General features: G+C 58.3%; 23 protein-coding genes. 5 read left to right on the plus strand and 18 right to left on the minus strand.

What is annotated here, in order from left to right:
- The first annotated feature begins 196 nt into the window (after positions 1-196).
- Positions 197-3,022, plus strand: coding sequence for an excinuclease ABC subunit UvrA (gene uvrA / locus R0140_RS25395; RefSeq protein WP_008807293.1), 2,826 nt, complete (start codon positions 197-199; stop codon positions 3,020-3,022).
- On the opposite strand, the gene R0140_RS25400 is transcribed toward uvrA, so the two are convergent.
- From R0140_RS25400 to dnaB, 6 genes are all read right to left on the minus strand, one after another.
- Entirely contained in the window at positions 3,023-3,379 is a 357-nt protein-coding gene (locus R0140_RS25400; RefSeq protein ID WP_008807294.1) for an MmcQ/YjbR family DNA-binding protein, read from the minus strand.
- A 3-nt stretch (positions 3,380-3,382) separates the two neighbouring features.
- The gene (locus R0140_RS25405; RefSeq protein WP_008807295.1) at positions 3,383-3,799 is read right to left on the minus strand and encodes a secondary thiamine-phosphate synthase enzyme YjbQ; all 417 of its coding nucleotides are present in this window, start codon (positions 3,797-3,799) and stop codon (positions 3,383-3,385) included.
- A 130-nt stretch (positions 3,800-3,929) separates the two neighbouring features.
- Positions 3,930-4,643: an acid phosphatase AphA gene (aphA, locus tag R0140_RS25410; protein WP_008807296.1), complete on the minus strand. Its 714-nt coding sequence runs from the start codon at positions 4,641-4,643 to the stop codon at positions 3,930-3,932.
- 193 nt (positions 4,644-4,836) lie between these two features.
- Positions 4,837-6,030 (minus strand): aromatic amino acid transaminase, encoded by a 1,194-nt coding sequence (gene tyrB, locus R0140_RS25415; protein WP_008807297.1) that lies wholly within the window; start codon positions 6,028-6,030, stop codon positions 4,837-4,839.
- 176 nt (positions 6,031-6,206) lie between these two features.
- Positions 6,207-7,286 carry an alanine racemase gene (gene alr, locus R0140_RS25420; RefSeq protein ID WP_008807298.1) on the minus strand — a complete coding sequence of 360 codons (1,080 nt, stop codon included), beginning with the start codon at positions 7,284-7,286 and terminating at the stop codon, positions 6,207-6,209.
- 31 nt (positions 7,287-7,317) lie between these two features.
- Entirely contained in the window at positions 7,318-8,733 is a 1,416-nt protein-coding gene (dnaB, locus tag R0140_RS25425; RefSeq protein WP_008807299.1) for a replicative DNA helicase, read from the minus strand.
- 169 nt (positions 8,734-8,902) lie between these two features.
- Between dnaB and R0140_RS25430 the strand changes: the two genes are divergently transcribed.
- Positions 8,903-9,886, plus strand: coding sequence for a quinone oxidoreductase (locus tag R0140_RS25430; RefSeq protein ID WP_032734031.1), 984 nt, complete (start codon positions 8,903-8,905; stop codon positions 9,884-9,886).
- Positions 9,887-10,067: 181 nt separating this feature from the next.
- Here R0140_RS25430 and pspG read toward each other — a convergent pair whose 3' ends face one another.
- The 3 genes from pspG to R0140_RS25445 all read right to left on the minus strand — a co-directional run bounded on the left by pspG (position 10,068) and on the right by R0140_RS25445 (position 12,037).
- The gene (gene pspG, locus R0140_RS25435; RefSeq protein WP_012543188.1) at positions 10,068-10,310 is read right to left on the minus strand and encodes an envelope stress response protein PspG; all 243 of its coding nucleotides are present in this window, start codon (positions 10,308-10,310) and stop codon (positions 10,068-10,070) included.
- Between the two features lie 139 nt (positions 10,311-10,449).
- Positions 10,450-11,448: a tRNA dihydrouridine(20/20a) synthase DusA gene (gene dusA / locus R0140_RS25440; RefSeq protein ID WP_012543189.1), complete on the minus strand. Its 999-nt coding sequence runs from the start codon at positions 11,446-11,448 to the stop codon at positions 10,450-10,452.
- Positions 11,449-11,548: 100 nt separating this feature from the next.
- Positions 11,549-12,037, minus strand: coding sequence for a cupin domain-containing protein (locus R0140_RS25445; protein WP_002884935.1), 489 nt, complete (start codon positions 12,035-12,037; stop codon positions 11,549-11,551).
- A 249-nt stretch (positions 12,038-12,286) separates the two neighbouring features.
- On the opposite strand from R0140_RS25445, the gene zur reads away from it, so the two are divergent.
- The gene (zur, locus tag R0140_RS25450; protein WP_012543190.1) at positions 12,287-12,802 is read left to right on the plus strand and encodes a zinc uptake transcriptional repressor Zur; all 516 of its coding nucleotides are present in this window, start codon (positions 12,287-12,289) and stop codon (positions 12,800-12,802) included.
- A gap of 95 nt (positions 12,803-12,897) precedes the next feature.
- On the opposite strand, the gene R0140_RS25455 is transcribed toward zur, so the two are convergent.
- The 4 genes from R0140_RS25455 to R0140_RS25470 all read right to left on the minus strand — a co-directional run bounded on the left by R0140_RS25455 (position 12,898) and on the right by R0140_RS25470 (position 15,828).
- On the minus strand, positions 12,898-13,107 hold the full coding sequence (locus tag R0140_RS25455) for a CsbD family protein (RefSeq protein WP_004206293.1): 210 nt from the start codon (positions 13,105-13,107) through the stop codon (positions 12,898-12,900).
- A 235-nt stretch (positions 13,108-13,342) separates the two neighbouring features.
- Positions 13,343-14,659, minus strand: a complete 1,317-nt coding sequence (gene dinF, locus R0140_RS25460) for an MATE family efflux transporter DinF (protein WP_049152850.1) — start codon at positions 14,657-14,659, stop codon at positions 13,343-13,345.
- A gap of 69 nt (positions 14,660-14,728) precedes the next feature.
- On the minus strand, positions 14,729-15,337 hold the full coding sequence (lexA, locus tag R0140_RS25465) for a transcriptional repressor LexA (protein WP_004206291.1): 609 nt from the start codon (positions 15,335-15,337) through the stop codon (positions 14,729-14,731).
- A 122-nt stretch (positions 15,338-15,459) separates the two neighbouring features.
- Entirely contained in the window at positions 15,460-15,828 is a 369-nt protein-coding gene (locus R0140_RS25470; RefSeq protein ID WP_008807306.1) for a diacylglycerol kinase, read from the minus strand.
- A 128-nt stretch (positions 15,829-15,956) separates the two neighbouring features.
- Between R0140_RS25470 and plsB the strand changes: the two genes are divergently transcribed.
- Positions 15,957-18,380 (plus strand): glycerol-3-phosphate 1-O-acyltransferase PlsB, encoded by a 2,424-nt coding sequence (gene plsB, locus R0140_RS25475; protein ID WP_008807307.1) that lies wholly within the window; start codon positions 15,957-15,959, stop codon positions 18,378-18,380.
- 57 nt (positions 18,381-18,437) lie between these two features.
- On the opposite strand, the gene ubiA is transcribed toward plsB, so the two are convergent.
- The 5 genes from ubiA to malK all read right to left on the minus strand — a co-directional run bounded on the left by ubiA (position 18,438) and on the right by malK (position 23,529).
- Positions 18,438-19,304 carry a 4-hydroxybenzoate octaprenyltransferase gene (gene ubiA / locus R0140_RS25480; protein ID WP_049152849.1) on the minus strand — a complete coding sequence of 289 codons (867 nt, stop codon included), beginning with the start codon at positions 19,302-19,304 and terminating at the stop codon, positions 18,438-18,440.
- 12 nt (positions 19,305-19,316) lie between these two features.
- Positions 19,317-19,814 carry a chorismate lyase gene (gene ubiC / locus R0140_RS25485; protein WP_022065222.1) on the minus strand — a complete coding sequence of 166 codons (498 nt, stop codon included), beginning with the start codon at positions 19,812-19,814 and terminating at the stop codon, positions 19,317-19,319.
- A 187-nt stretch (positions 19,815-20,001) separates the two neighbouring features.
- A complete protein-coding gene (gene malM, locus R0140_RS25490) occupies positions 20,002-20,931 on the minus strand; it encodes a maltose operon protein MalM (RefSeq protein ID WP_023323463.1) in 930 nt (309 codons plus the stop codon).
- A 114-nt stretch (positions 20,932-21,045) separates the two neighbouring features.
- Positions 21,046-22,335 (minus strand): maltoporin, encoded by a 1,290-nt coding sequence (locus tag R0140_RS25495; protein WP_008807311.1) that lies wholly within the window; start codon positions 22,333-22,335, stop codon positions 21,046-21,048.
- 84 nt (positions 22,336-22,419) lie between these two features.
- Entirely contained in the window at positions 22,420-23,529 is a 1,110-nt protein-coding gene (gene malK, locus R0140_RS25500) for a maltose/maltodextrin ABC transporter ATP-binding protein MalK (protein WP_008807312.1), read from the minus strand.
- 370 nt (positions 23,530-23,899) lie between these two features.
- Here malK and malE point away from each other — a divergent pair, with 370 nt between their 5' ends.
- The gene (gene malE, locus R0140_RS25505; RefSeq protein ID WP_008807313.1) at positions 23,900-25,090 is read left to right on the plus strand and encodes a maltose/maltodextrin ABC transporter substrate-binding protein MalE; all 1,191 of its coding nucleotides are present in this window, start codon (positions 23,900-23,902) and stop codon (positions 25,088-25,090) included.
- Positions 25,091-25,131 lie beyond the last annotated feature (41 nt).

Genomic DNA, 25,131 nt, shown 5'->3' on the forward strand with positions numbered 1-25,131 from the left:
CCACGTAGCATTTTGATAGCTGCGAGGCTGATTCCAGAGATAGCACTCGTACAAGACATTGTTGCACACTCCCCCTGAATTTGCATTCCGATACTGTATATTCATTCAGGTTAAATTGTGTCATAATTAGCCGTTTCTGCCGTTTGTCCTTCAAGCAAACCAGGCAATCCGTGTATCTACCTACCGGGAAAGGTGAATGGATAAGATCGAAGTTCGGGGCGCCCGCACCCATAATCTCAAAAACATCAACCTCGTTATCCCGCGCGACAAACTCATTGTCGTCACCGGGCTTTCCGGGTCTGGCAAATCTTCACTCGCTTTCGACACCCTGTATGCCGAAGGCCAGCGTCGCTACGTCGAATCGCTCTCCGCCTATGCGCGACAGTTCCTGTCGCTGATGGAGAAGCCGGACGTCGACCATATCGAAGGGCTGTCGCCGGCGATTTCCATCGAACAGAAATCAACCTCTCACAACCCCCGTTCGACGGTGGGTACCATTACCGAAATTCACGACTACCTGCGTCTGCTGTACGCCCGCGTCGGTGAACCGCGCTGTCCGGATCACGACGTGCCGCTGGCGGCGCAAACCGTCAGCCAGATGGTCGATAACGTCCTCGCGCAGCCGGAAGGCCTGCGCCTGATGCTGCTGGCGCCCATTATTAAAGAGCGTAAAGGCGAGCACACCAAAACCCTGGAAAACCTCGCCAGCCAGGGCTACATCCGCGCGCGGATCGACGGCGAAGTCTGCGATCTTTCGGATCCGCCGAAGCTGGAGCTGCAGAAGAAGCACACCATCGAGGTGGTCATCGACCGCTTTAAGGTGCGCGACGATCTGGCGCAGCGCCTGGCCGAGTCGTTCGAAACCGCGCTGGAGCTCTCCGGCGGTACCGCCATTGTGGCCAATATGGATGATGAAAAAGCGGAAGAACTGCTGTTTTCCGCTAACTTCGCCTGCCCGATCTGCGGCTATAGCATGCGCGAGCTGGAGCCGCGCCTGTTCTCCTTCAACAACCCGGCGGGCGCCTGCCCGACCTGCGACGGCCTCGGCGTTCAGCAATATTTCGATCCCGACCGCGTGGTGCAGAATCCGGAGCTGTCGCTGGCGGGCGGCGCCATCCGCGGCTGGGATCGCCGCAACTTCTACTACTTCCAGATGCTGAAGTCGCTGGCGGAGCACTATAAATTCGACGTCGAAGCGCCGTGGGGCACCCTCAGCGCCAGCGTGCAGAAAGTGGTCCTGTACGGTTCCGGTAAAGAGAATATTGAATTCAAATACATGAACGATCGCGGCGACACCTCGGTACGTCGTCACCCGTTCGAAGGCGTGCTGCACAATATGGAGCGCCGTTACAAAGAGACGGAATCCAGCGCCGTGCGCGAAGAGCTGGCGAAATTCATCAGCAACCGCCCATGCGCCAGCTGTGACGGCACGCGGCTGCGTCGTGAAGCGCGCCACGTGTTTGTAGAGAACACCCCGCTGCCGACCATTTCCGATATGAGCATCGGCCACGCGATGGACTTCTTCAACAACCTGAAGCTCTCCGGCCAGCGGGCGCAAATCGCTGAGAAAGTGCTGAAAGAGATCGGCGATCGCCTGAAGTTCCTTGTCAACGTCGGTCTGAACTATCTGACGCTTTCCCGTTCGGCGGAAACGCTCTCCGGCGGCGAAGCCCAGCGTATCCGTCTGGCGAGCCAGATTGGCGCCGGGCTGGTTGGTGTGATGTACGTGCTGGATGAGCCTTCTATCGGCCTGCACCAGCGCGATAACGAACGCCTGCTGGGTACCCTGATCCATCTGCGTAATTTAGGCAACACGGTGATCGTCGTTGAGCATGACGAAGACGCGATTCGCGCCGCCGACCATGTGATCGATATCGGCCCTGGCGCTGGGGTCCACGGCGGCCAGGTGGTGGCCGAAGGGCCACTGGACGCCATTATGGCGGTACCAGAATCCCTCACCGGGCAGTTCATGAGCGGTAAGCGCAAAATCGAAGTGCCGAAACAGCGCGTACCCGCCAATCCGGAAAAAGTGCTGAAACTGACCGGCGCGCGCGGCAACAACCTGAAGGATGTGACGCTGACCCTGCCGGTCGGTCTGTTTACCTGCATTACCGGCGTTTCCGGCTCGGGTAAATCGACGCTGATTAACGACACCCTGTTCCCGATTGCTCAGCGCCAGCTTAACGGCGCGACCATCGCCGAACCGGCGCCGTATCGCGATATCCAGGGGCTGGAGCACTTCGATAAAGTGATCGATATCGACCAGAGCCCGATCGGCCGTACGCCGCGCTCCAACCCGGCGACCTATACCGGGGTGTTTACGCCGGTGCGCGAACTGTTCGCCGGGGTGCCGGAATCACGTTCACGCGGCTATACGCCAGGGCGCTTTAGTTTTAACGTTCGCGGCGGGCGCTGTGAAGCCTGCCAGGGTGATGGCGTCATTAAGGTTGAGATGCACTTCCTGCCGGATATCTATGTGCCGTGCGACCAGTGCAAAGGCAAACGCTATAACCGCGAAACGCTGGAGATTAAGTACAAGGGTAAGACCATCCACGAAGTGCTGGATATGACCATTGAAGAGGCGCGTGAATTCTTTGATGCCGTACCGGCGCTGGCGCGTAAGCTGCAAACCCTGATGGACGTCGGCCTGACCTATATCCGTCTCGGCCAGTCGGCGACGACGCTGTCCGGCGGCGAGGCGCAGCGCGTGAAGCTGGCGCGCGAACTCTCCAAACGCGGTACCGGCCAGACGCTGTATATCCTCGATGAGCCGACCACGGGTCTGCACTTCGCCGATATTCAGCAGTTGCTGGAAGTGCTGCATCAGCTGCGCGATCAGGGCAATACCATCGTGGTGATTGAGCATAACCTCGATGTGATTAAAACTGCCGACTGGATTGTCGATCTGGGTCCGGAAGGCGGTAGCGGCGGCGGCGAAATACTGGTCTCCGGTACACCTGAGACCGTCGCCGAGTGCGAAGCCTCGCACACCGCGCGCTTCCTGAAGCCGATGCTGAAATAATTAGCGGGATAGCTGCTGCCGGACCGACTCCGGCAGCATTTTCACCGCCTGCTGGTAAGATGCATCGACCAGGTAGTAGATTTGCGAATCCGGCAGCGAGCCATCCAGAAAGACGGTGCTCCAGTGCGCTTTATTGAGATGCTTGCTGGGCCGGACATCGCGATGCTGCTCTCGCAGCAGCTCCGCCAGTTCCGGGCTCGCTTTCAGCGCGACCGCCGGCCGCTGGTCCTCCACTTCCTTCACCATGGCAAACAGCACGTCCGAGACTTTGATCTGCGTGGCTTTCCAGTCGCTATGGACGCTCTGCTCCGCTCCCGGTTTCGCCATGCAGTACTGCAATAACTCCGAAATTGTCATCTTTTATTCCCCCATGAGCGTCGCAACGATGTGCCGCGAACCGCCGTGTATCCGATGCTCCCCCAGCCAGATGCCCTGCCAGGTTCCCAGCCTGACGCGCCCGTCCTCGACCGGCAGCATCAGCGACACGCCAAGCATCGATGATTTGATGTGCGAAGGCATATCGTCAGGACCTTCATAATCATGTTCGTACGGCGCATTGTCCGGCACGGCGTTGAGAAAATACTGCTCCATGTCATAGCGGACGGTGGGATCGCAGTTTTCGTTGAGCGTCAGGGAAGCGGAAGTATGCTGGAGCAGGAGGTGCAGCAGGCCAACCTTCACCCCGGACAGCCCGCGAATCTGACCGAGGACCTCATCGGTGACCAGATGAAAACCGCGGGATTTTGGCCCAAGCGTCAGGGTTTGCTGATACCACATCATCGACTCCTTTTGCGAATGAATCCTTCTAAGTGTGCAGCAATACGTGAAAAGGTAAAACCTTCCACCCCTGATTTTGCATAAAAAAACGGCAGCGCTACCGCTGCCGTTTATCGCGTTCAGGCGATCGTCAGTATTCGGAATTGACGATCACTTCTTCGCCCAGCGCCCCGGCCATCGGCAGCGGCTTATAGGAGGAGTTGGCGGCCCGCAGCACGCGGATCCCACGGGCGCCGGCCTCACGGGCAGCGGTGATGTCGTTATCCGAATCGCCGTAGAAAACCTTTATCTGCTTCGCCTGCAGCCACTGGGTCTTGGTGTTCTGGCCAGGCTTATCACCGGCGAAAATCACCGGATTCATATTGGCGGCCGGAATGAGAAAATCATCCTGCAGGGTTTTAGAAACGGTTTCTGTTTTGGTCTGGCTGCGGCCGGTGACGAACCAAATGCTGTCCCCACGCTTCACATGCATCGCAATCAGCTGGCGCGCCACCTCTTTCGGCATGCTGAATTCATCCCAGCCGTTGTTCATTTTTTCCCAGAACTGCGGGTTTTTCAGGTAATCCTCACTGCCGGGGGAGAAAGTTTTTTGCCCGCGCCAGAAGCCCGGACTGGAGAAGAGGACGGTGTCATCGATATCAAAACCGACGGCCATCGGCGGCCGCCCCAGCAGGCTGTTCTCGATTTGCGCCACCGAAACCCAGTGGATCGGCGCCTGCTCGGCCAGCTGGGCCACATTGGTGCCCACCCACAGCGGCTGTGGCGTGGAGGCGCGCGCCACAACGGCGCTGTTCAGCGTGAACAAAAGAGAAGCCGCCGCAAAGGCGAGAGTAAGTTTGCGCATATTTATCCCTAAATCTATCAATCATTATTATTTTTAATAATGTGCATGCTTAGCAACGCCCCGACCTTACCCGCCGATCGCGTGGATGAAAAGCCTTTTTCGCGTAGATGTCATAGAAAAAGAGGATGATCACAATCAGAGAGGAGGTTGCCGCTGCCCGTTGACCGGCAGCGGCAACCCACTGGAGAGCGGCTTACATCACCGCAGCAAAGGCTTTCGCCACCTGCTGAACATTACGTGAGTTTAACCCTGCCACGCACATACGACCGCTGGCAATCAGGTAGACGCCAAACTCGTCGCGCAGACGATCGACCTGCGCTGCGCTGAAGCCGGTGTAGCTGAACATCCCGCGCTGCTTAAGCAGGTAATCCACCTTGCTGCCCGGAGCAACCTGCTGCAGCGCGTCGACCAGCGCCTGGCGCATGGTCAGGATGTGCGCGCGCATGGCGTCCACTTCCGCCTGCCAGGTGGCTTTCAGAGCTGCATCGTTCAGCACCGTCGCCACCACCTGCGCGCCAAAGCTTGGCGGGCTGGAGTAGTTGCGGCGCACGGTGGCCTTCAGCTGACCCAGCACGCGGCCTGCAGTTTCGCTGTCTTCACAGACCACTGACAGACCGCCGACACGCTCCCCGTACAGGGAGAAAATCTTGGAGAACGAGTTGCTGACCAGCATCGGCATCCCGGCGCTGGCGATGGCGCGAATGGCGTAAGCATCCTCTTCCAGCCCCCCGCCAAAGCCCTGGTAGGCGATGTCGAGGAAGGGGATCAGCTGACGCGCTTGTAATACCTCAACCACGCGGTCCCACTGGGCTGGCGTCAGGTCGGCGCCGGTCGGGTTGTGGCAGCAAGGGTGCAGCAGCACAATATCGCGCGCCGGCAGCGTTTGCAGCGTCGCCAGCAGGTCCTCAAAGCGCACGCCGTTGGTGGCTTTGTCAAACCAGGGGTAAGTACTGACTTCGAAGCCAGCCCCTTCAAAAATGGCGATGTGGTTTTCCCAGGTCGGATCGCTGACCCAGACATGAGACTCCGGAAAGTAGCGTTTGAGGAAGTCGGCCCCGACCTTCAGCGCGCCCGAACCGCCGACCGTCTGAATGGAGGCAATGCGGTTTTGCTTAAGCGCGGTATGCTCTGCGCCGAACAGCAGCGGCGCAATCGCCTGACGGTAGCCGCTCAACCCTTCCATCGGCAGATACAGCGAGGCGCCATGCGGCCCGGCGTTCAGGCGTGCTTCCGCTTCCGCCACCGCCTGCAGCTGCGGGATAATGCCGTCATCGTTGTAGTACAGCCCGATACTCAGGTTGACTTTGTCGCTTCGCGGATCTTCTTTGAAGCGTTCCATCAGAGAAAGAATAGGGTCGCCGGCGTAGGCGTCAACTTTTTGAAACACGCGATGTATCTCCAGGTTTACATAGGGCAGGTTCTTACACAATAAACCGGATATGACGGCAGGTCGAGAGGATGTTGAGGGGAAAATGACCGCGAGGTGGCATAAACCGCTTATTCGCTCGCGGCTGTGCCGATGGCGTACCGGATAACATCAGGGTTATCCGGTACGGCTGGTGCTTAGTCGAGGTATTTCATGGCGACGCGGGAGGTCAGTCGCGTAATAAGTTCGTAAGCACTCACTTTCGTTATCTCGGCGATGCGCTCTACCGGGAGTCCCTCTCCCCACAGCACTACCGCGTCGCCGGCTTTATCCTGGGCCTGCGGTCCGAGGTCAACGCAGATCATATCCATCGCTACCCGGCCGACAATCGGCACTTCCCGGCCATTGACCAGCACCGGCGTGCCCGACGGCGCGGCGCGCGGATAACCGTCGCCATAGCCCATCGCCACCACGCCGAGACGGGTATCGCGTTCGCTGATCCAGGTGCCGCCGTAGCCGACGGGCTCCCCTGCTTTATGCTCGCGCACCGCAATCAGGCTGGACGTCAGGGTCATCACCGGCTGGCAGCCAAAATCTTTCCCGGTGGAGCGATCGTCCAGCGGCGACACGCCATACAGGATAATCCCGGGGCGCACCCAGTCGTAATGCGATTGCGGCCACAGCAGAATGCCGCCCGAGGCGGCGATAGAGCGCAGCCCCGGTTTGCCTTCGGTAAAGGTGGTGAAGATATCCAGCTGGCGTTCGGTGGCGCCGCAGGTCGGCTCATCGGCGCGGGCGAAATGGCTCACCACGTTCACCGGCTGGCGGACGTTTTTACACTGGCTCAGACGCTGATAAAACGCCTCGGCTTCCTCCGGGCGCACCCCTAAGCGATGCATGCCGGTATCCAGCTTCATCCACACGGTTACCGGCTCGGGGAGATCGGCTTGCTCCAGCGCCGCCAGCTGTTCGGGGCTATGCACCGCCGTATGCAGGCGCTGGGCGGCGATCACCGCCAGGTCTTCCGCAGCAAAAAAGCCTTCCAGCAGGAGGATCGGCTGGGCGATGCCTCCTGCTCGCAGGCGCAGCGCCTCTTCCAGGCGGGCGACGCCAAAGGCGTCGGCGTCGGTCAGCGTTCGCGCGGTCTCAAGGAGGCCGTGTCCGTAGGCGTTCGCTTTCACCACCGCAACCAGTTTGCTGGCAGGCGCCAGGTCACGCAGACGTTGCAGGTTGTGTCGCAGAGCGCGGCGGTTGATAACTACAGTTGCCGCTTGCATTTGAATTCCTTAAAAAAAGACAGACAGAGGTTTACTCATCGTCATACTGAGGGCCGGCATAATTATCGAAACGCGACCACTGGCCGTTAAAGGTCAGTCGCACGGTGCCGATCGGGCCGTTACGTTGTTTACCAATGATAATTTCCGCGATGCCTTTAAGATCGCTGTTCTCGTGATAAACCTCATCACGGTAAATGAACATGATCAAGTCGGCATCCTGTTCAATGGATCCGGACTCACGCAGGTCGGAGTTGACCGGGCGTTTATCGGCGCGCTGTTCCAGCGAGCGGTTCAGCTGCGACAGCGCCACCACCGGCACCTGCAGCTCTTTCGCCAGCGCCTTCAGCGAGCGGGAGATTTCGGCGATCTCAAGGGTACGGTTGTCGGAGAGCGACGGCACGCGCATCAGCTGCAGGTAGTCGATCATGATAAGTCCGATGCCGCCGTGCTCACGGGCGATACGCCGCGCGCGGGAGCGCACTTCCGTCGGCGTCAAGCCGGAGGAGTCATCGATATAGATATTGCGTTTTTCCAGCAGGATGCCCATGGTGCCGGAGATCCGCGCCCAGTCTTCATCGTCCAGTTGACCGGTACGAATGCGGGTCTGATCGACGCGCGACAGCGAGGCCAGAGAACGCATCATGATCTGTTCCGAGGGCATCTCAAGACTGAAGATGAGTACCGGCTTATCCTGCAGCATTGCCGCGTTTTCCACGAGGTTCATCGCGAAGGTCGTTTTACCCATCGACGGACGGGCGGCGACGATAATCAGATCCGACGGCTGCAGGCCAGCGGTCTTTTTGTTGAGGTCGTCGTAGCCGGTATTCACCCCGGTGACACCGTCATGCGGCTGCTGGAACAGCTGTTCGATACGGGCGACGGTGGCATCAAGCACATCGGCGATGTTTTTCGGCCCTTCGTCTTTATTGGCCCGGCTTTCGGCGATTTTGAAAACCCGGGATTCGGCGAGATCGAGCAGATCTTCGCTGGTTCGCCCCTGCGGGTCGAAGCCGGCTTCGGCGATCTCGTTGGCCACCGAAATCATCTCGCGCACCACCGCGCGTTCGCGCACGATGTCAGCATAGGCGCTGATGTTCGCCGCGCTGGGCGTGTTTTTGGACAGTTCGGCCAGGTAGGCGAAGCCGCCGACGCTGTCCAGCTGCCCCTGACGCTCCAGCGACTCCGCAAGGGTGATCAGGTCAATCGGGCTACCTGACTCCTGCAGACGCGCCATCTCGGTAAAGATATGACGATGCGGACGAGTATAGAAATCTTCCGACACCACGCGTTCGGCGACGTCGTCCCAGCGCTCGTTATCCAGCATTAAACCGCCCAACACCGACTGCTCCGCTTCAATCGAGTGCGGCGGGACTTTCAGCCCGGCGAGCTGCGGATCGCGTTCGCGGGTTTCTGTCTGTGGTTTGTTGAAGGGTTTATTTCCTGCCATAGCCTAACATTTCACCGATACGGAAAAGAGCGTGACAGTATAGCGAGAAAGCCATTGCCGCTAAAGAACCCATTAAGCGTGGCAGGCCTGAGGCGGATAAGAAAATCCGTCGCTGCCGCCGCAGGCTGTTAAGCTTACTGGATAATCTCAGAACAACACAGGAGCGAACATGGCAACACGCATCGAATTTTCAAAACACGGCGGGCCGGAGGTGCTTCAGGCGGTTGAGTTCACGCCCCGCGATCCTGCGGAACATGAAATTCAGGTCGAAAACAAAGCCATCGGTATCAACTATATCGACACCTATGTTCGTAGCGGCCTCTATCCGCCACCATCGCTGCCGAGCGGTCTGGGCACCGAGGCAGCCGGCGTCGTCAGTAAAGTTGGCCATGGGGTAACGCACATTAAGGTAGGCGATCGGGTGGTGTACGCGCAGTCGGCGCTCGGCGCCTACAGCACGGTACACAATGTGCTGGCCGACAAAACCGCGGTCCTGCCGGACGCCATCTCTTTCGAACAGGCCGCGGCATCGTTCCTGAAAGGATTGACGGTCTGGTATCTGCTGCGCAAAACCTATGAAATTAAGCCTAATGAAGTGTTCCTGTTTCACGCGGCCGCCGGCGGCGTGGGGCTGATTGCCTGTCAGTGGGCGAAAGCGCTGGGCGCGAAACTTATCGGTACCGTCGGCAGCGCGCAGAAAGCGCAGCGTGCCAAAGAGGCTGGCGCCTGGCAGGTAATTAACTATCGCGAAGAGCAAATCGTGGAGCGACTCAAGGCGCTTACCGACGGTAAGAAAGTGGCCGTGGTCTACGACTCGGTGGGGAAAGATACCTGGGAAGCCTCTCTGGACTGCCTGCAGCGACGCGGCCTGATGGTCAGCTTTGGCAACTCCTCCGGCCCGGTGACCGGCGTCAATCTGGGGATCCTGAATCAGAAAGGTTCTCTGTACGTCACCCGCCCATCGCTGCAGGGCTATATCACCAACCGGGAAGAGCTGGCGGAAGCCTGCAGTGAACTGTTTTCACTGATCGCCAGTGGGGTAATCAAAGTGGACGTGCCCGAGAGTCAGACCTATCCGCTGACCGAGGCCCGTCGGGCGCATGAAGTTCTGGAAAGCCGGGTAACTCAGGGGTCTAGTTTGCTGCTGCCGTAAGCGGACAAAGGGACAAAAGTTTAGGGCTTCCACCTGGGAAGCCCTTACTTTTTTTTAGTTCGGCTGTATGTAGGGTACAGCGCGATGAATTCGTTAACGCGCTAATAGTGACAGATTTGCTCAGTAATGCCTACGCGGTTGTCTGCAAAATTGTTCAGGTTGTGACAGACCCCTCAATACCTTAGTAACGCCAACGGTTATTGTCGCGAAAAGCGTTTCCGTTCGGGGATTTCAGCGCCCGAATAATCCACACCACCACCACGGCCAGCAGCAGCCACGGCAGTAATTTGATCATCAAGGCAAACAACCCGCCGACGAACATCAGCGCGGTAGCGACCACGATAGCCGCGATAATCCCCAGCAGCGATACGCCGGTCACCAACAGCATGACAAAAAATCCAATGACAAATAGCAGTTCCAGCATGGTTCTCTCCCCAACGAATGAATACTTCACTCTGCAGGTATTACAAAAAGCATGCCAAACATAAACATTTGACTTTAAAAGAAAACGCCCCGCGTCAGTGCGCGAGGCGTGGTCAATTTCACCAGGTTTTCGTCAGAAATTAACGTTTATCGGCCACCAGCTTCAGAGCATGCTCCAGCACCGCAATATCGGCGCCGGCTTTATGCGCGTTCTCGCTCAGGTAGCGACGCCACTGGCGAGCGCCGGGGATGCCCTGAAACAGCCCCAGCATATGGCGGGTAATATGGCCCAGATAGGTGCCATTGCTGAGCTCGCGCTCAATATACGGGTACATGGCTCGCACCACCGCCACCGGATCGGCATCCGCGCCGGCGATGCCGAAAATTTCGCGGTCGACCGAGGCCAGAATACCCGGGTTCTGATAGGCCTCACGCCCGACCATCACCCCATCCATATGCTCAAGCTGCAGTCTGGCTTCGTCCAGCGATTTGATCCCGCCGTTAATCGCCATCGTCAGGTGGGGAAAGTCGCGCTTCAGCTGCCAGACGCGGGGGTAATCCAGCGGCGGGATCTCGCGGTTCTCTTTTGGGCTCAGGCCGGAGAGCCAGGCTTTGCGGGCGTGAATAATAAACATCTCACACTCGCCCTTGCCGGAGACCGTCTCAATGAATTCGCATAGAAACTCATAGCTATCCTGATCGTCAATCCCGATACGGGTTTTCACCGTGACCGGAATCGACACCACATCGCGCATCGCCTTGATGCAGTCGGCCACCAGTGGCGCATTGCCCATCAGACAGGCGCCAAACATCCCGTTCTGCACGCGGTCGGAGGGGCAGCCGACGTTGAGATTGATCTCATCGTAGCCACGCGCTTCAGCCAGCTTCGCGCACTGCGCCAGGGCCTGCGGATCGCTGCCGCCGAGCTGCAGAGCAACCGGGTGCTCTTCTTCGCTATAGGCCAGATAGTCACCTTTGCCGTGAATAATCGCCCCCGTGGTCACCATTTCGGTATACAGCAGCGTATGCCGCGACAGCAGCCGCAGGAAGTAGCGGCAGTGTCGGTCAGTCCAGTCGAGCATCGGCGCGATGGAGAAGCGGTGAGCAGGGAAAACAGGTGACGTTGATTCAGGCATCATGGCGAATAAATAAGCATCCGGGTAAAAAGGGGCGCTACTATAGCACAAAGATAAACCACAGGCGCATAGTGCGCCGCGCTTCGCCCCTTCCCCGGGTCGATTACTTTTTCCGCGGCTTGCCGTCGTGTGGACCGAAGAATTGCGGCGGATGGTCAACCCAGCGATCCTGGCGCGTCGCGGCATAGCCTGGATTGAGCGGATAATAGATGCGGTTGTATTTCTTGTTGGCCTCGCCCACCACCAGCAGACGAACCTCCTGCTCGGTGTTATTGAGAAAAGTGTGGCAGATACCGGTACCCGCGGGAAAACCCACGCTGTCCCCTGGCTCCAGCTTCCAGAGATAGCCGTTTATCCACACTTCCGGATAGCCCTCCAGCACGTAGATGAACTCTTCCTCATCGCTCTCCGCGTGCGGGTACGAGGTGCGCCGCCCGGGCGGCAGTCGCTCGTGGTGGATCCCCAGCCGGTTGAGACGTAAACCGCGCCCCAGCGGCGCGCCAATCGAAAAACGCTCCGGGCTGTCGGGATAAGTGGCATCGTCGGGCCCTTCCAGTTCGCGCCAGTGGCGAATGCAATCAGGTCGTTTCATCGTTTTCTCCCGAAAATGAGACACTTCAGATATAGCATACCCAGGGTCATGCGTGTTGCGATTAAATCGGGCAGGACGGTTTTAGCGATCGACTAAGGCGTAGTCTGCACGAAAGTCAGCGGCCAGCACCCGGAACTGGCGCAGGTACCGACAATCTGAAGTATGACCCGTATCACCTGCCGGCTCTCGGTGTTTTCTGAGGAACGTGATAAAGTAACAGATTCAAATTCACACAACCCGAGGATGCTCATGGATAAGACCCCTTCGCAAGAGATGTTAGCGCATGCTGAAAAGCTATGCGCGCAGCGCGGCGTACGCCTGACCCCACAGCGTCTGGAGGTGTTGCGCCTGATGAGCCTGCAACAAGGGGCGATCAGCGCCTACGATCTGCTGGATCTCCTGCGTGACAAAGAGCCGCAGGCTAAACCGCCGACGGTTTACCGCGCGCTGGAGTTTTTACTCGAGCAGGGTTTTGTTCATAAGGTTGAATCGACCAACAGCTATGTGCTGTGCCATCTCTTTGACCAGCCGACCCATAGCTCAGCCATGTTTATCTGTGACCGCTGTGGCGTGGTGAAGGAAGAGGCGGCGGAAGGGGTGGAAGATATCATGCATACGTTAGCGGCCAGAATGGGCTTTGCCCTGCGCCACAACGTGATTGAAGCTCACGGCCTTTGTGCAGACTGCGTGGAAGTCGAAGCCTGCAGCACGCCGGGACACTGCCAGCACGACCATTCCATTCAGCTGAAAAAGAAAGCCCGCTGAGCGTCAGCCGCAGCGGGAAACAGGGTTAACGGCGCATCCTTACGCCATTCAGACAGGCACTAACACAAATGCTTTATTCTTTGAGCCACGGAACGCTACCAGCGGTAGTCGTTTTTATGCTCCCAGTCTGAGACTTCTTTCTCAGCCTGATCCTTCGCATAGCCGTACCGTTCCTGAATTTTACCGACCAGCTGATCGCGCTTACCTTCGATCACGGTCATATCATCATCGGTAAGTTTGCCCCACTGTTCCTTGGCTTTACCTTTCAACTGTTTCCAGTTACCGCCGATTTCGTCTTTATTCATGATAACGTCCTCATCATTCGGTGGGTTTACAGCCCGTTTTGTACCGGACATGGTATTAACTATAGATGAGAATGCTGGTACCGATTCGTTATTCGGAATTTTTAACCATCATACCGATGGGTAAGGCTGAGGCGATTTTCCCGGCTTGCGCTACGCTGAGCCGGGCTACTGAGTTGCCCCGGTAAGCGGCGCGCAACCGCGGGAATTCATAGATGGCCGTGATGAACGGCAATGACTAGCTAAACCAGGTGCCGTGTCGCCAGTGGCGACGCCAGATCAGCGCCAGAGACAGGCCGCGCAGGGCGAGGAACACCGCCAGCGCCAGCCACAGACCGTGGTTACCGAGCAGCGGGACCGAAAGCAGCGTTACAGCAAACCCCGCCGCGGCGACCGCCATGCTGTTCCGCATCTCCGCGCCGCGTGTGGCGCCGATAAACATGCCGTCCAGCAGATAGCACCAGACGCCCACCACCGGCAAGATGGCCTGCCAGATCAGATAGCGATCGGCCAGCTGCTGCAGAGAAGGCAGCGAGGTTAACAACGCGATGATGTACTCCCCCGCCAGGCTATAAATCAGGGCAAACGCCAGCGCCACCATGCCAGACTGCCGGCAGGCCGCCCGCCAGACTTCCAGCAGCTGGCTGCCGTCGCGCGCGCCGTAGGCCTGGCCGGAGTGGGCCTCCACGGCATAGGCAAAACCATCCAGCGCATAGGCGGTAAAGGTCAGCATGGTCATCAGTACCGCATTGACCGCCACAATGTCGCTGCCCAGACGCGCGCCGTACACGGTCAGCGCGCCAAAGCACAGCTGTAGCAGCAGGGAACGCAGCATGATGTCCCGATTCAACGCCAGCAGACGGCGCAGATCCCCGCGCCAGGCGTTTTTCAGCATTGCCAGCGACACGCCGCGCAGCGTCAGCACCCGCTTCGCCATCATCAGGCCAATAATGAGAGTGGCATACTCCGCGGTGACCGTGGCCAGCGCCGCCCCCTGGACGTTCATCCGCAGGCCCATCACCAGCCACAGGTCGAGCACAATATTGAGCAGATTACCGACCACCAGCAGAATCACCGGCGCCCGGGCGTACTGGACTCCCAGCAGCCAGCCGAGCAGCACCAGATTGGCCAGCGAGGCGGGGGCGCTGAGCCAGCGGATTTCGAGAAACCGTCTCGCCTGCTCAAGCACCGCCTCACTGCCGCCGACAATATGCAGAGCGAGGTTAATCAGCGGCAGGCGAAACAGGATGATGAGAACCCCGGCGCCCAGCGCCAGAGCCAGCGGCTGCACCAGCGCCCGCGCCAGTCGCAGCGGATCTTTGGCACCCCAGGCCTGAGCGGTGAGCCCGGTGGTGCTCATGCGCAAAAACAGCAGCAGCATGAAGAGGAAACTGGTAGACGTCGCCCCAACCGCGACGCCGCCGAGGTATACCGGGCTGTCAAGGTGGCCGATCACCGCGGTATCCACCAGCCCCAGCAGCGGGACGGTGATATTGGAGAAAATCATCGGGATCGCAAGGCGCCACAGCGCTTTATCGGCAGCGTTGAGCAGCATGTTCGGAGACCTGATTGAGGACAAACGTCGCAGCGTCATGCATCAGATGACGCTGCGCAGGGGCAGGCGTTACAGCCATTCTCCATTACGGATCACGCCAACGGCCAGACCCTCAATGGTAAAACTCTGCTGACGCAGATCGACAACGATAGGGGTAAATTCGCTGTTTTCCGGCAACAGTTCGACGACGTTACCCTGCTTTTTCAGGCGCTTCACCGTCACTTCGTCGTCAATGCGCGCTACCACCACCTGGCCGTTACGCACGTCCTGGGTTTTGTGGACCGCCAGCAGATCGCCATCAAGGATACCGATGTCTTTCATCGACATGCCGCTGACGCGCAGCAGGAAATCCGCGTTGGGTTTAAACATCGACGGGTCGACCTGATAGTGCCCCTCAATGTGCTGCTGCGCCAGCAGCGGCTCGCCGGCGGCGACGCGGCCGATCAGCGGCAGGCCATGTTCTTCTTCCGTCAGCAGGCGGATACCGCGAGAAGCACCGGAGACGATCTCGATCGCGCCTTTACGCGCCAGCGCTTTCAGGTGTTCTTCCGCCGCGTTTGGGGAACGGAACCCCAAGCGCTGAGCAATTTCCGCACGCGTCGGCGGCATGCCCGTCTGGCTGATATGATCCCGAATGAGATCAAACACCTCTTGCTGCCTGGTCGTTAACGCTTTCATTCCGCCCCCTGGGTGTATATACAGTTATGCTGTGAGTATATACAGCTACCGGTGATTTTGGAACCACATGGCACACAAAAATCGGCAGATTGTTTATATTTTGCGAGGCTTAGCGAAGAACGTTAGTGATAATGGCTCCACAGCAGCGTTCCCCAGGTGATCAGCGCGATGATAATCGCCAGCAGGACCGCCGCCGACCCCATGTCTTTGGCGCGCCCTGAAAGCTCATGATATTCCGAGCCAATACGGTCCACGACCGCCTCAATCGCGCTGTTGAGAATTTCGACTATCATCACTAGCAGGACCGACCCAATCAGCAATACGCGGGTGATGGCGTCGACGTCCAGCCAGCAGGCTATCGCGACGGCCACGATGGCGGCGATACCTTCCTGACGAAACGCGGCCTCGTTGATCCACGCTGCGCGAAATCCTTTCCAGGAGTAACCTGCCGCCTTAATGATTCGGGTTAACCCGGTGGTATTATTGGCCATCACAAAACCTTTTTACGTAAATGACGTCGATGAGTGTACGCGTTTGCCGCGTGGTAACGGAAATTTTGCCCACTTTCTGTTATTCTTGCCGCGCATTTGCATGATTAACCAGAGGCTTCACATCGTTTATGTCCGGCTGGCAACGAATTTACTATAAATTACTGAATTTACCATTACGGGTGCTGGTAAAAAGCAAGTCTATTCCGGCAGAGCCTGCCCAGGAATTAGGACTCGATACCTCGCGTCCGGTCATGTACGTCCTGCCCTATAATTCCAAGGCGGACCTGCTGACGCTGCGCGCCCAATGCCTGGCGCATGATTTACCCGATCCGCTTGAACCGCTGGAGATCGACGGCGCGCTGCTGCCGCGTTACGTATTCATCCACGGTGGGCCGCGCGTATTTACCTATTACACGCCAAAAGAAGAGTCCATCAAGCTGTTCCACGACTACCTCGATCTGCACCGCAACCATCCGGACCTCGATGTGCAAATGGTGCCGGTCTCGGTGATGTTCGGCCGCTCGCCGGGTCGTGAGAAAGGGGAAGTCAATCCGCCGCTGCGGATGCTGAACGGTATCCAGAAATTTTTCGCCGTCTCCTGGCTCGGCCGCGACAGTTTCGTGCGTTTCTCGCCTTCCGTGTCGCTGCGCCGCATGGCGGATGAGCACGGTACCGATAAGATCATCGCCCAGAAGCTGGCTCGCGTCGCCCGGATGCACTTTGCCCGCCAGCGCCTGGCCGCCGTCGGCCCGCGTCTGCCGGCTCGCCAGGATCTGTTTAATAAACTGCTGGCCTCGAAAGCGATTGCCCGCGCGGTGGAAGACGAAGCGCGCAGCAAGAAAATTTCGCATGAGAAGGCTCAGCAGAACGCTATCGCGCTGATGGAAGAGATTGCCGCGAACTTCTCGTATGAGATGATCCGCCTGACCGACCGCATTCTCGGCTTCACCTGGAACCGCCTGTACCAGGGGATCAACGTGCATAACGCCGAGCGCGTGCGCCAGCTGGCTCACGACGGCCATGAGATTGTCTATGTCCCCTGCCACCGCAGCCACATGGACTATCTGCTGCTCTCCTACGTCCTGTATCATCAGGGCCTGGTGCCACCGCATATCGCGGCGGGCATCAACCTCAACTTCTGGCCTGCCGGGCCGATCTTCCGCCGCCTGGGCGCGTTCTTCATCCGTCGCACCTTTAAGGGCAACAAGCTCTACTCCACGGTGTTCCGTGAATATCTTGGCGAGCTGTTCAGCCGCGGCTATTCCGTCGAGTATTTCGTCGAAGGCGGCCGCTCCCGTACCGGCCGTCTGCTCGATCCGAAGACCGGTACGCTGTCGATGACCATCCAGGCGATGCTGCGCGGCGGCACCCGGCCGATCACTCTGGTGCCTATCTACATCGGCTATGAACACGTGATGGAAGTAGGCACCTACGCTAAAGAGCTGCGCGGCGCCACCAAAGAGAAAGAGAGCCTGCCGCAGATGGTGCGTGGCTTGAGCAAGCTGCGCAACCTTGGCCAGGGCTATGTCAACTTCGGCGAACCACTGCCGCTGATGACCTACCTTAACCACCATGTGCCGGAGTGGCGGGAAGCCATCGACCCGATCGAAGCCATCCGCCCTTCCTGGCTGACGCCAACGGTGAACAACATCGCCGCTGACCTGATGGTGCGCATCAACAACGCCGGCGCGGCCAACGCCATGAACCTGTGCTGCACGGCGCTGCTGGCCTCGCGTCAGCGTTCACTGACCCGGGAGCAGCTCACCCAACAGCTGGAGTGCTACCTCGCGCTGCTGCGCAATGTGCCCTATTCGCCAGATGCGACGACACCTTCCGCTTCGGCCAGCGAGCTTATCGACCACGCGCTGCAAATGAACAAGTTCGAAGTGGAGAAGGACACCATCGGCGATATCATCATCCTGCCGCGCGAGCAGGCGGTGCTGATGACCTACTATCGCAACAACATCGCCCATATGCTGGTGATACCGTCGCTGTTAGCCGCCCTGGTGACTCAGCATCGTCAGCTCAGCCGCACCGAAGTGCTGCGCCATGTCGAAACGCTGTATCCGTTCCTCAAGGCCGAGCTGTTCCTGCGCTGGGAGAAAGCAGAGCTGGCCGGGGTGGTGGATGCATTGATTGCCGAGATGCTGCGTCAGGAGCTGATCGTCGTCGATGGCGAGGTGATGAGCCTCAATCCGTCGCACTCTCGCTCCCTGCAACTGCTGGCCGCGGGCGCGCGCGAGACGCTGCAGCGCTATGCCATTACCTTCTGGCTGCTGAGCGCCAACCCGTCGATCAACCGCAGTTCGCTGGAAAAAGAGAGTCGTACCGTGGCCCAGCGCCTGTCGGTGCTGCATGGCATTAACGCGCCGGAGTTCTTCGACAAAGCGGTGTTCAGCACCCTGGTGCTGACCCTGCGCGATGAAGGCTACATTAGCGACACCGGCGATGCCGAGCCGGAAGAGACCCTGAAGGTTTATCGGATGCTGGCGGACTTGATTACGTCGGATGTGCGGCTGACGATTGAAAGCGTCACGCAGGATGACGCGTAACGCGGTGTTTTCTGCCCTCGCTTCCCCCCGATACACCGGGGGGAAGCGGACAGGGGATTACAGGTAGCTCATCGCCAGGCCCAGGAATAGCACCAGCCCGACGTAGTTATTGTTCATAAACGCTTTGAAGCAGTTATCGCGCTCGCGATTGAAGATAAGCTTCTGCTGCCAGCCAAACAGACCTGCCGCGACAAACAACGACCAGTAGTATTCCCAGCCCAGCCCATTCAGCCAGCCCACCGCGCCCATCAGCGCCAGCACGGCCACCTGCAGGATACCGATAATCAGACGATCGTTTTCGCCGAACAGGATCGCCGTGGACTTGATGCCGATCTTCACGTCGTCATCGCGATCCACCATCGCATACTGGGTATCGTAGGCCACCGCCCACAGAATGTTGGCGAGGAACATCAGCCAACAGCTCAGCGGCAGCGATTCGCTAACGGCCGAGAAGGCCATCGGGATCGACCAGCCAAAGGCGGCCCCCAGCACCACCTGCGGCAGATGAGTGTAGCGCTTCATAAACGGGTAGACCCACGCCAGGGCCAGCGCCGCGACCGACAGCAGAATGGTCATGGTGTTGAGGGTGAGCACCAGCAGGAAGGAGAGCAACACCAGAACGATAAACAGCGTTCGCGCCTCTTTCTCGGTAACGTCGCCGCTCGGTAGCGGACGACGGGCGGTACGCTTTACGTGACCATCAAATTTTCGATCGGCATAGTCATTCACCACGCAGCCGGCGGCGCGCATCAGCCAGACGCCGGCGACGAATACCGCCAGGATCCACAGCGACGGGACGCCCGGCGAGGCCACCCACAGCGCCCACAGCGTCGGCCACAGCAGCAGCAAAGCGCCGATCGGTTTGTCAGTGCGCATCAGGCGATGAAACGCCAACAGCTTATTCTGCGACAGACTCCACTCCATTTTTTCTTCCTCTTAGTACAACGGCGACGCAGGTAAAAACAGCTCGGTCAGCAGCAGGGGTTTGCCGCTCAGCCGCAGGCGGGAACGACGCCCCCACAGCGCTGCATCGCGACCAATTTCAATAAAATCGCGGCTTAATGTCGACGACGTGAACAGGTATCGGCCCAGCGGGATCTGCCCGAGCTGCTGTAGCGCCAGCTCCGGACCACACAGTGTCGACTCCGGCACCACCGTGCGCCCGGCCAGCCAGGGTTCGCCATCGGCATTGAGTATAATCTCCCGCAGCCAGTAGCGCGGCTCGTCAGGTAGCAGCGCCGCTTCGTCAGTCAGCGCCTCACGCTCAATATACCCTTCGTTAATCAGGGTCACGGTGACCTGCTTTCCTTGTTGCTCAAAGCGCTGGGTCATTGAGTCCTCCAGCAGCAGCCAGTCACTCAGGGGCGGCGCCAGGGATGGCATAACGGCAAAATAGCGCAGCGCACGCAGTCGCGTAAGCGCAGGATGGGACATGCCTGATTCTCCGGTACATAACGTGAAAGCATTGTATCGCAGAATAGGCGGTTGGTGGCGGGCAAACGTCAATATACGATCATTCACGCAACAGCCATGCAACAGGCTGCCGCGCGTGCAAAAAAAGGTGCATCCCGAAGGATGCACCTAAAGGCTGTGCCTAAACATCAGCATTGTGGGGAGACGATTACCCCTTGCCTTTTACACTGCTGATAAAGGTGGAACGAGCGGATTTCGAGCCGAGGCGCTCAGCTTCGTTCATCAATTTCAGGGCTTTGTCGATGTCACCTTGTTTCACCGCCTGCTTAATACCGTTGTTGAAGTAGGTTTCGGTATCGCTGAGCATCGGTTCGCTTTTGGCTGCCGGTGCAGCAGCAGCAGCGGCGGCTGGCGCGGCCACCGGCGCGGCGGTATTGCCTACGGTGACCGGACCCGGGCCGGCGGAGCCGAACAGCGGGCCCACCAGCACGCTGGAGGTGCTATTGGTTTTCACTTTCAGCTTCAGCACGCCATCGGTGGTATGTTTAGCGATCGGATCCGGGATATCCGGGGCCGCATTGCCGGCGCCTTTGGCATAGGCTTTCGCCGGATCCAGCAGGGTCGTGGTCTGCTGGAGATCTTTTTCAGTGGTAAACACCAGCACATAGAGTTTTTGCTGGCCCAGCGCCGGGGTCAGGCGCATCACGCCGCCCAGGCGGTCAGCGGTCATGACGCCCGGCTGCTGATAGGTAAAGTAGTTGCTGGGGAAGAACGCCGCTGGCGTCATGTTCTGATCCAGAATCAGCACGTTCGGCGCAAAAATCTGCTTATGTTTGTTCAGTTCGCTGTCGAGCGTCAGGGTCAGCTCACCGATATTGGCCGGTACGCTCCAGGCGGCGACCGGTCCGACGATCCCCGGGACATCCAGGCGTTGACCGCCGGTGGTTAAATCAACGCTCTGCGTCTTTGATTGATCGGCAGGCGTCCAGATCAGCTGCTGCAGCGCGCTGGCTGGAATAGACGGCGCGGCGCTGGTGTTCTGCGGTACAAAGTTAACATCGGCAAGGCTCATCCCCGGCACGCATGCCAACATCCCTGCGGATAAACACAGAGCGACGAGAGTTTTCTTCATTTTCATTCTTCTCACCTTGGATAGCATCGGTTTAGCGGTAGCCAGGCAATAGCGCGCTAACCCTGAATAGTCAGGAGGGGCTGACGCCCCTCCCAGGTTACACCCGTCCTGCGGACGGTATTACCACCACACTTCCATCTGGGCACCGAAGGTAACTTCGCTGTCGTCACCGCGGCTGGAGGTGTACATGCCGCTTCCGCTGCTGTCTTTGGTCTGCAGACCGGAGGCGTTGCTGTAACCCCAGTTTTCATCCCACTTCGCGTAGGTTGCGAAAATACGGATAGCCGGACGAGACCAGACGCTGTTGCCTGCCTGCCACTGTTGAGCCAGAGTAATTTTGTACTGGTTGTTGTTTTCGCTGGTACGCTGGGATTTCACGTTGTCGTAACCGATTTCCAGCTGGGTGCTCATGATCGGCGTCCATTTGTACATCGGACGGACACCCACGGTGTACCAGGTCGAACCGTTTTTGCTGTCCAGGTCCACGTCCTGGTACATCGCCACGTACATCAGGCCCCAGTCATCGTTGAAGTCCATCGCACCGTGATCCAGAACGCGGATCATGCTGCCGTTGTTATCGATGCTGGTCCCTTGAGAGTGGCCGCTGTTCCAGGAGGTCATTGCGTCGGTCGCGTACTGAACGACAAACTTGTTGAAGCCGCCCCAGATGGACTGAGTATGTTCACCGGTCCACATCCAGCCGTCTTTCGACGCGCCGTCTTCCAGGCGGTAGTCATCCTGCGGGTTCGCGCGGCCGTAATCGACGCCTAACTCCAGCACGCCGCCCGGGTTGGTTTCCAGGCCCGCCAGACGGATGTCAAAGACGTCGTTGGCCGTTTTCGCTGCATATTTTTTGGTGTCATCGCTGGAGAAGGTATAAGAACCGCCGCTTTCTGAGTTACGGGTAGCGGCCAGAGAGAGCTTACCGAAGCCAAGGTCAACGTTTTCCAGACCTGCACCCGGGCCGGAGATATCCCAGTAGTAGAAGTCGATCATGTGAACGTCATGACGCTGATAGAAGCGTTTACCCGCCCACAGCGTGGAGCCCGGCAGCCAGTCGATCAGGTTTTTACCCTGGATGTTGGCTTCACGGAACGCCGGAGAGGTGCTTTCCCAGTCATCTTCCTGATTCACGGAATAGGCAACGTTAGTATCGAAATAAAAACTCTTATCCCCTTCTTTCCACAGTTCCTGGCCCAGCTTCAGTTCCGCATAGGTTTCACATTCGTTACCAAGACGGTATTTACTTTGAGCACCGGTCGCTTTGAAGCACTGTTGCTCGCCGCCGCTGCCGGTCCAGCCAATGCCGGAACGCGCGTAGCCATGGAAATCGACAGCCAGCGCCTGAGCAGACATTACGCCTGCTGCGACGGCGACCGCCAGAGGAAGTTTGCGCAGAGTAATCATCATTCTATCTCCTGAGATCATTGCTTTTCTTTGAACGCTTCGCCGGTGTACCGCCTGCCGGGTTCGCGCCTTTTTTAATGGGAAGCCTTACACGCCCGGCTCTTTATGCAGCCGACGACAAGCGGTGCCATCCTCACGGAATAAGTGGCAACGTTCTGGCGGCAAACCGATGGCGAATGTGGCTCCCTCTTCTACCAACACCACGTCGTTCTGGCGGTAAACCAGGTTCTGACGGATGGCGGGGATCTGGATATGAATTTGCGTTTCATGACCGAGCTGTTCGACGACCTGAACCTCGCCTTCGAGGGTCACATCGGCGATATCGCTGGGCAGTAAATGCTCCGGGCGGATACCTAAGGACATGTTGGCGCCCACCTGAACGTTGGCGCTGTCCACCGGCAGCCAGACTTGCTGACGGTTCGGCAGTTCTACCTGCACCTGATCGATAGCCGTCGCCGTGACTTTGACCGGCAGGAAGTTCATCTTCGGCGAACCGATAAAGCCAGCAACGAAGCGGTCAGCCGGATAGTGATAGAGCTCCAGCGGTTTCCCGACCTGCGCCACACGGCCGGCGTCCAGAACCACGATCTTGTCGGCGAGGGTCATCGCTTCCACCTGATCGTGGGTGACATAAATCATGGTGCGGGCCAGTCGCTTATGCAGACGGGAGATCTCGATACGCATCTGGACGCGCAGGGCGGCATCCAGGTTAGAGAGCGGTTCATCCAGCAGGAAGACGCTTGGCTCTGCCACCAGCGTACGACCGATCGCCACACGCTGGCGCTGACCACCGGAAAGCGCTTTCGGTTTACGCTCCAGGAGATGCGCCAGCTGTAAGACCTCAGCCACCTGAGTCACACGCTGGTTAATAACCTCTTTTTTCGCGCCGGCCAGCTTGAGGCCGAAAGACATATTTTCGGCAACGGAAAGATGGGGATAAAGCGCATATGACTGGAATACCATGCCGATGCCACGTTCGGCTGGCGGCACGTCGTTCATCCGGGTATCGCCAATAAACAGATCGCCGCTGGTGACGGTTTCCAGTCCGGCAATCATACGCAGCAGGGTGGATTTGCCGCAGCCCGACGGTCCAACAAACACGACGAACTCCCCATCCTGGATCTCGAGATTGATATCTTTAGATACCACCACGTCGCCCCAGGCTTTCGTTACATTTCGCAGCTGTACGCTCGCCATGCCCTTCTCCCTTCGTTACAACCTGTCACTTAAAGACACATTCAAGATGGGTCGACTATGCGGCATTCCTTAGGCTGGCAAATCCTCCACCCCCCGGCTTTTTTATGGGGGAGGAGATGGGAGGATGAGAGATTGCCTCTCGCCGCGGGGGATGGCGGACGCAGCGTGATTTCGTGATGGGGACGACAAAATTGGGCACTTTTTTCTGTGCTCCAGGACGCAATACGGCCGTTTTTGCAATGGAGATCACACAACCAGCGGGTGGGGCGTAGACCTGGGGAGGATGGAAAGGGGTTGTTAAAAAAGGAAACTCATCATCGTTAAGCCACCGAAGTGTATCCACGAGTACATCACCAAATAGGACGGGTATATGAAAATCAAAACTGGCGCTCGCATCCTCGCGCTGTCAGCACTGACCACGATGATGTTTTCCGCCTCTGCCCTCGCAAAAATTGAAGAAGGTAAGCTGGTTATCTGGATTAACGGCGACAAAGGCTATAACGGCCTCGCTGAAGTGGGTAAAAAGTTTGAAAAAGACACCGGCATTAAAGTTTCCGTAGAGCATCCGGACAAGCTGGAAGAGAAGTTCCCGCAGGTTGCGGCGACCGGCGACGGCCCGGACATCATCTTCTGGGCGCATGACCGTTTCGGCGGCTACGCACAGTCCGGCCTGCTGGCTGAAATCACCCCGGACAAAGCGTTCCAGGACAAACTCTATCCCTTCACCTGGGATGCCGTGCGCTTTAACGGCAAACTGATCGCCTATCCGGTGGCGGTTGAAGCCCTGTCCCTGATTTATAACAAGGACCTGGTGCCGAACCCGCCGAAAACCTGGGAAGAGATCCCGGCGCTGGATAAAGCGCTGAAAGCGAAAGGTAAGAGCGCGCTGATGTTCAACCTGCAAGAACCGTACTTCACCTGGCCGCTGATCGCTGCCGACGGCGGGTACGCCTTCAAGTTTGAAAACGGCAAATATGACGTGAAAAACGTCGGCGTAGACAGCGCAGGCGCGAAAGCGGGTCTCACCTTCCTGGTTGACCTGATCAAGAACAAGCACATGAATGCCGACACGGATTACTCCATCGCGGAAGCCGCCTTCAACAAAGGCGAAACCGCCATGACCATCAACGGTCCGTGGGCGTGGTCTAACATTGATAAGAGCAAGGTTAATTACGGCGTCGCCCTGCTGCCGACCTTTAAAGGCAAACCATCGAAACCGTTCGTTGGCGTGCTGAGCGCCGGTATCAACGCCGCCAGCCCGAACAAAGAGCTGGCGAAAGAGTTCCTCGAAAACTACCTGATGACCGATCAGGGTCTGGAAGCGGTTAACAACGACAAACCGCTGGGTGCTGTCGCGCTGAAATCCTTCCAGGAGAAACTGGAAAAAGATCCGCGCATCGCCGCCACCATGGCGAACGCCCAGAATGGCGAAATCATGCCTAACATCCCGCAGATGTCTGCCTTCTGGTATGCCGTTCGTACCGCGGTAATCAACGCCGCCAGCGGTCGCCAGACGGTCGATGCTGCACTGAAGGATGCACAGAGCCGTATCACCAAGTAAGAAAACGGCGGGTGGCGCTTGCGCTTACCCGCCCTACCACT

The organism is Klebsiella sp. w6 (genome assembly GCF_033100215.1).
In the GTDB taxonomy this organism is placed as follows: Bacteria; Pseudomonadota; Gammaproteobacteria; order Enterobacterales; family Enterobacteriaceae; genus Klebsiella; species Klebsiella variicola.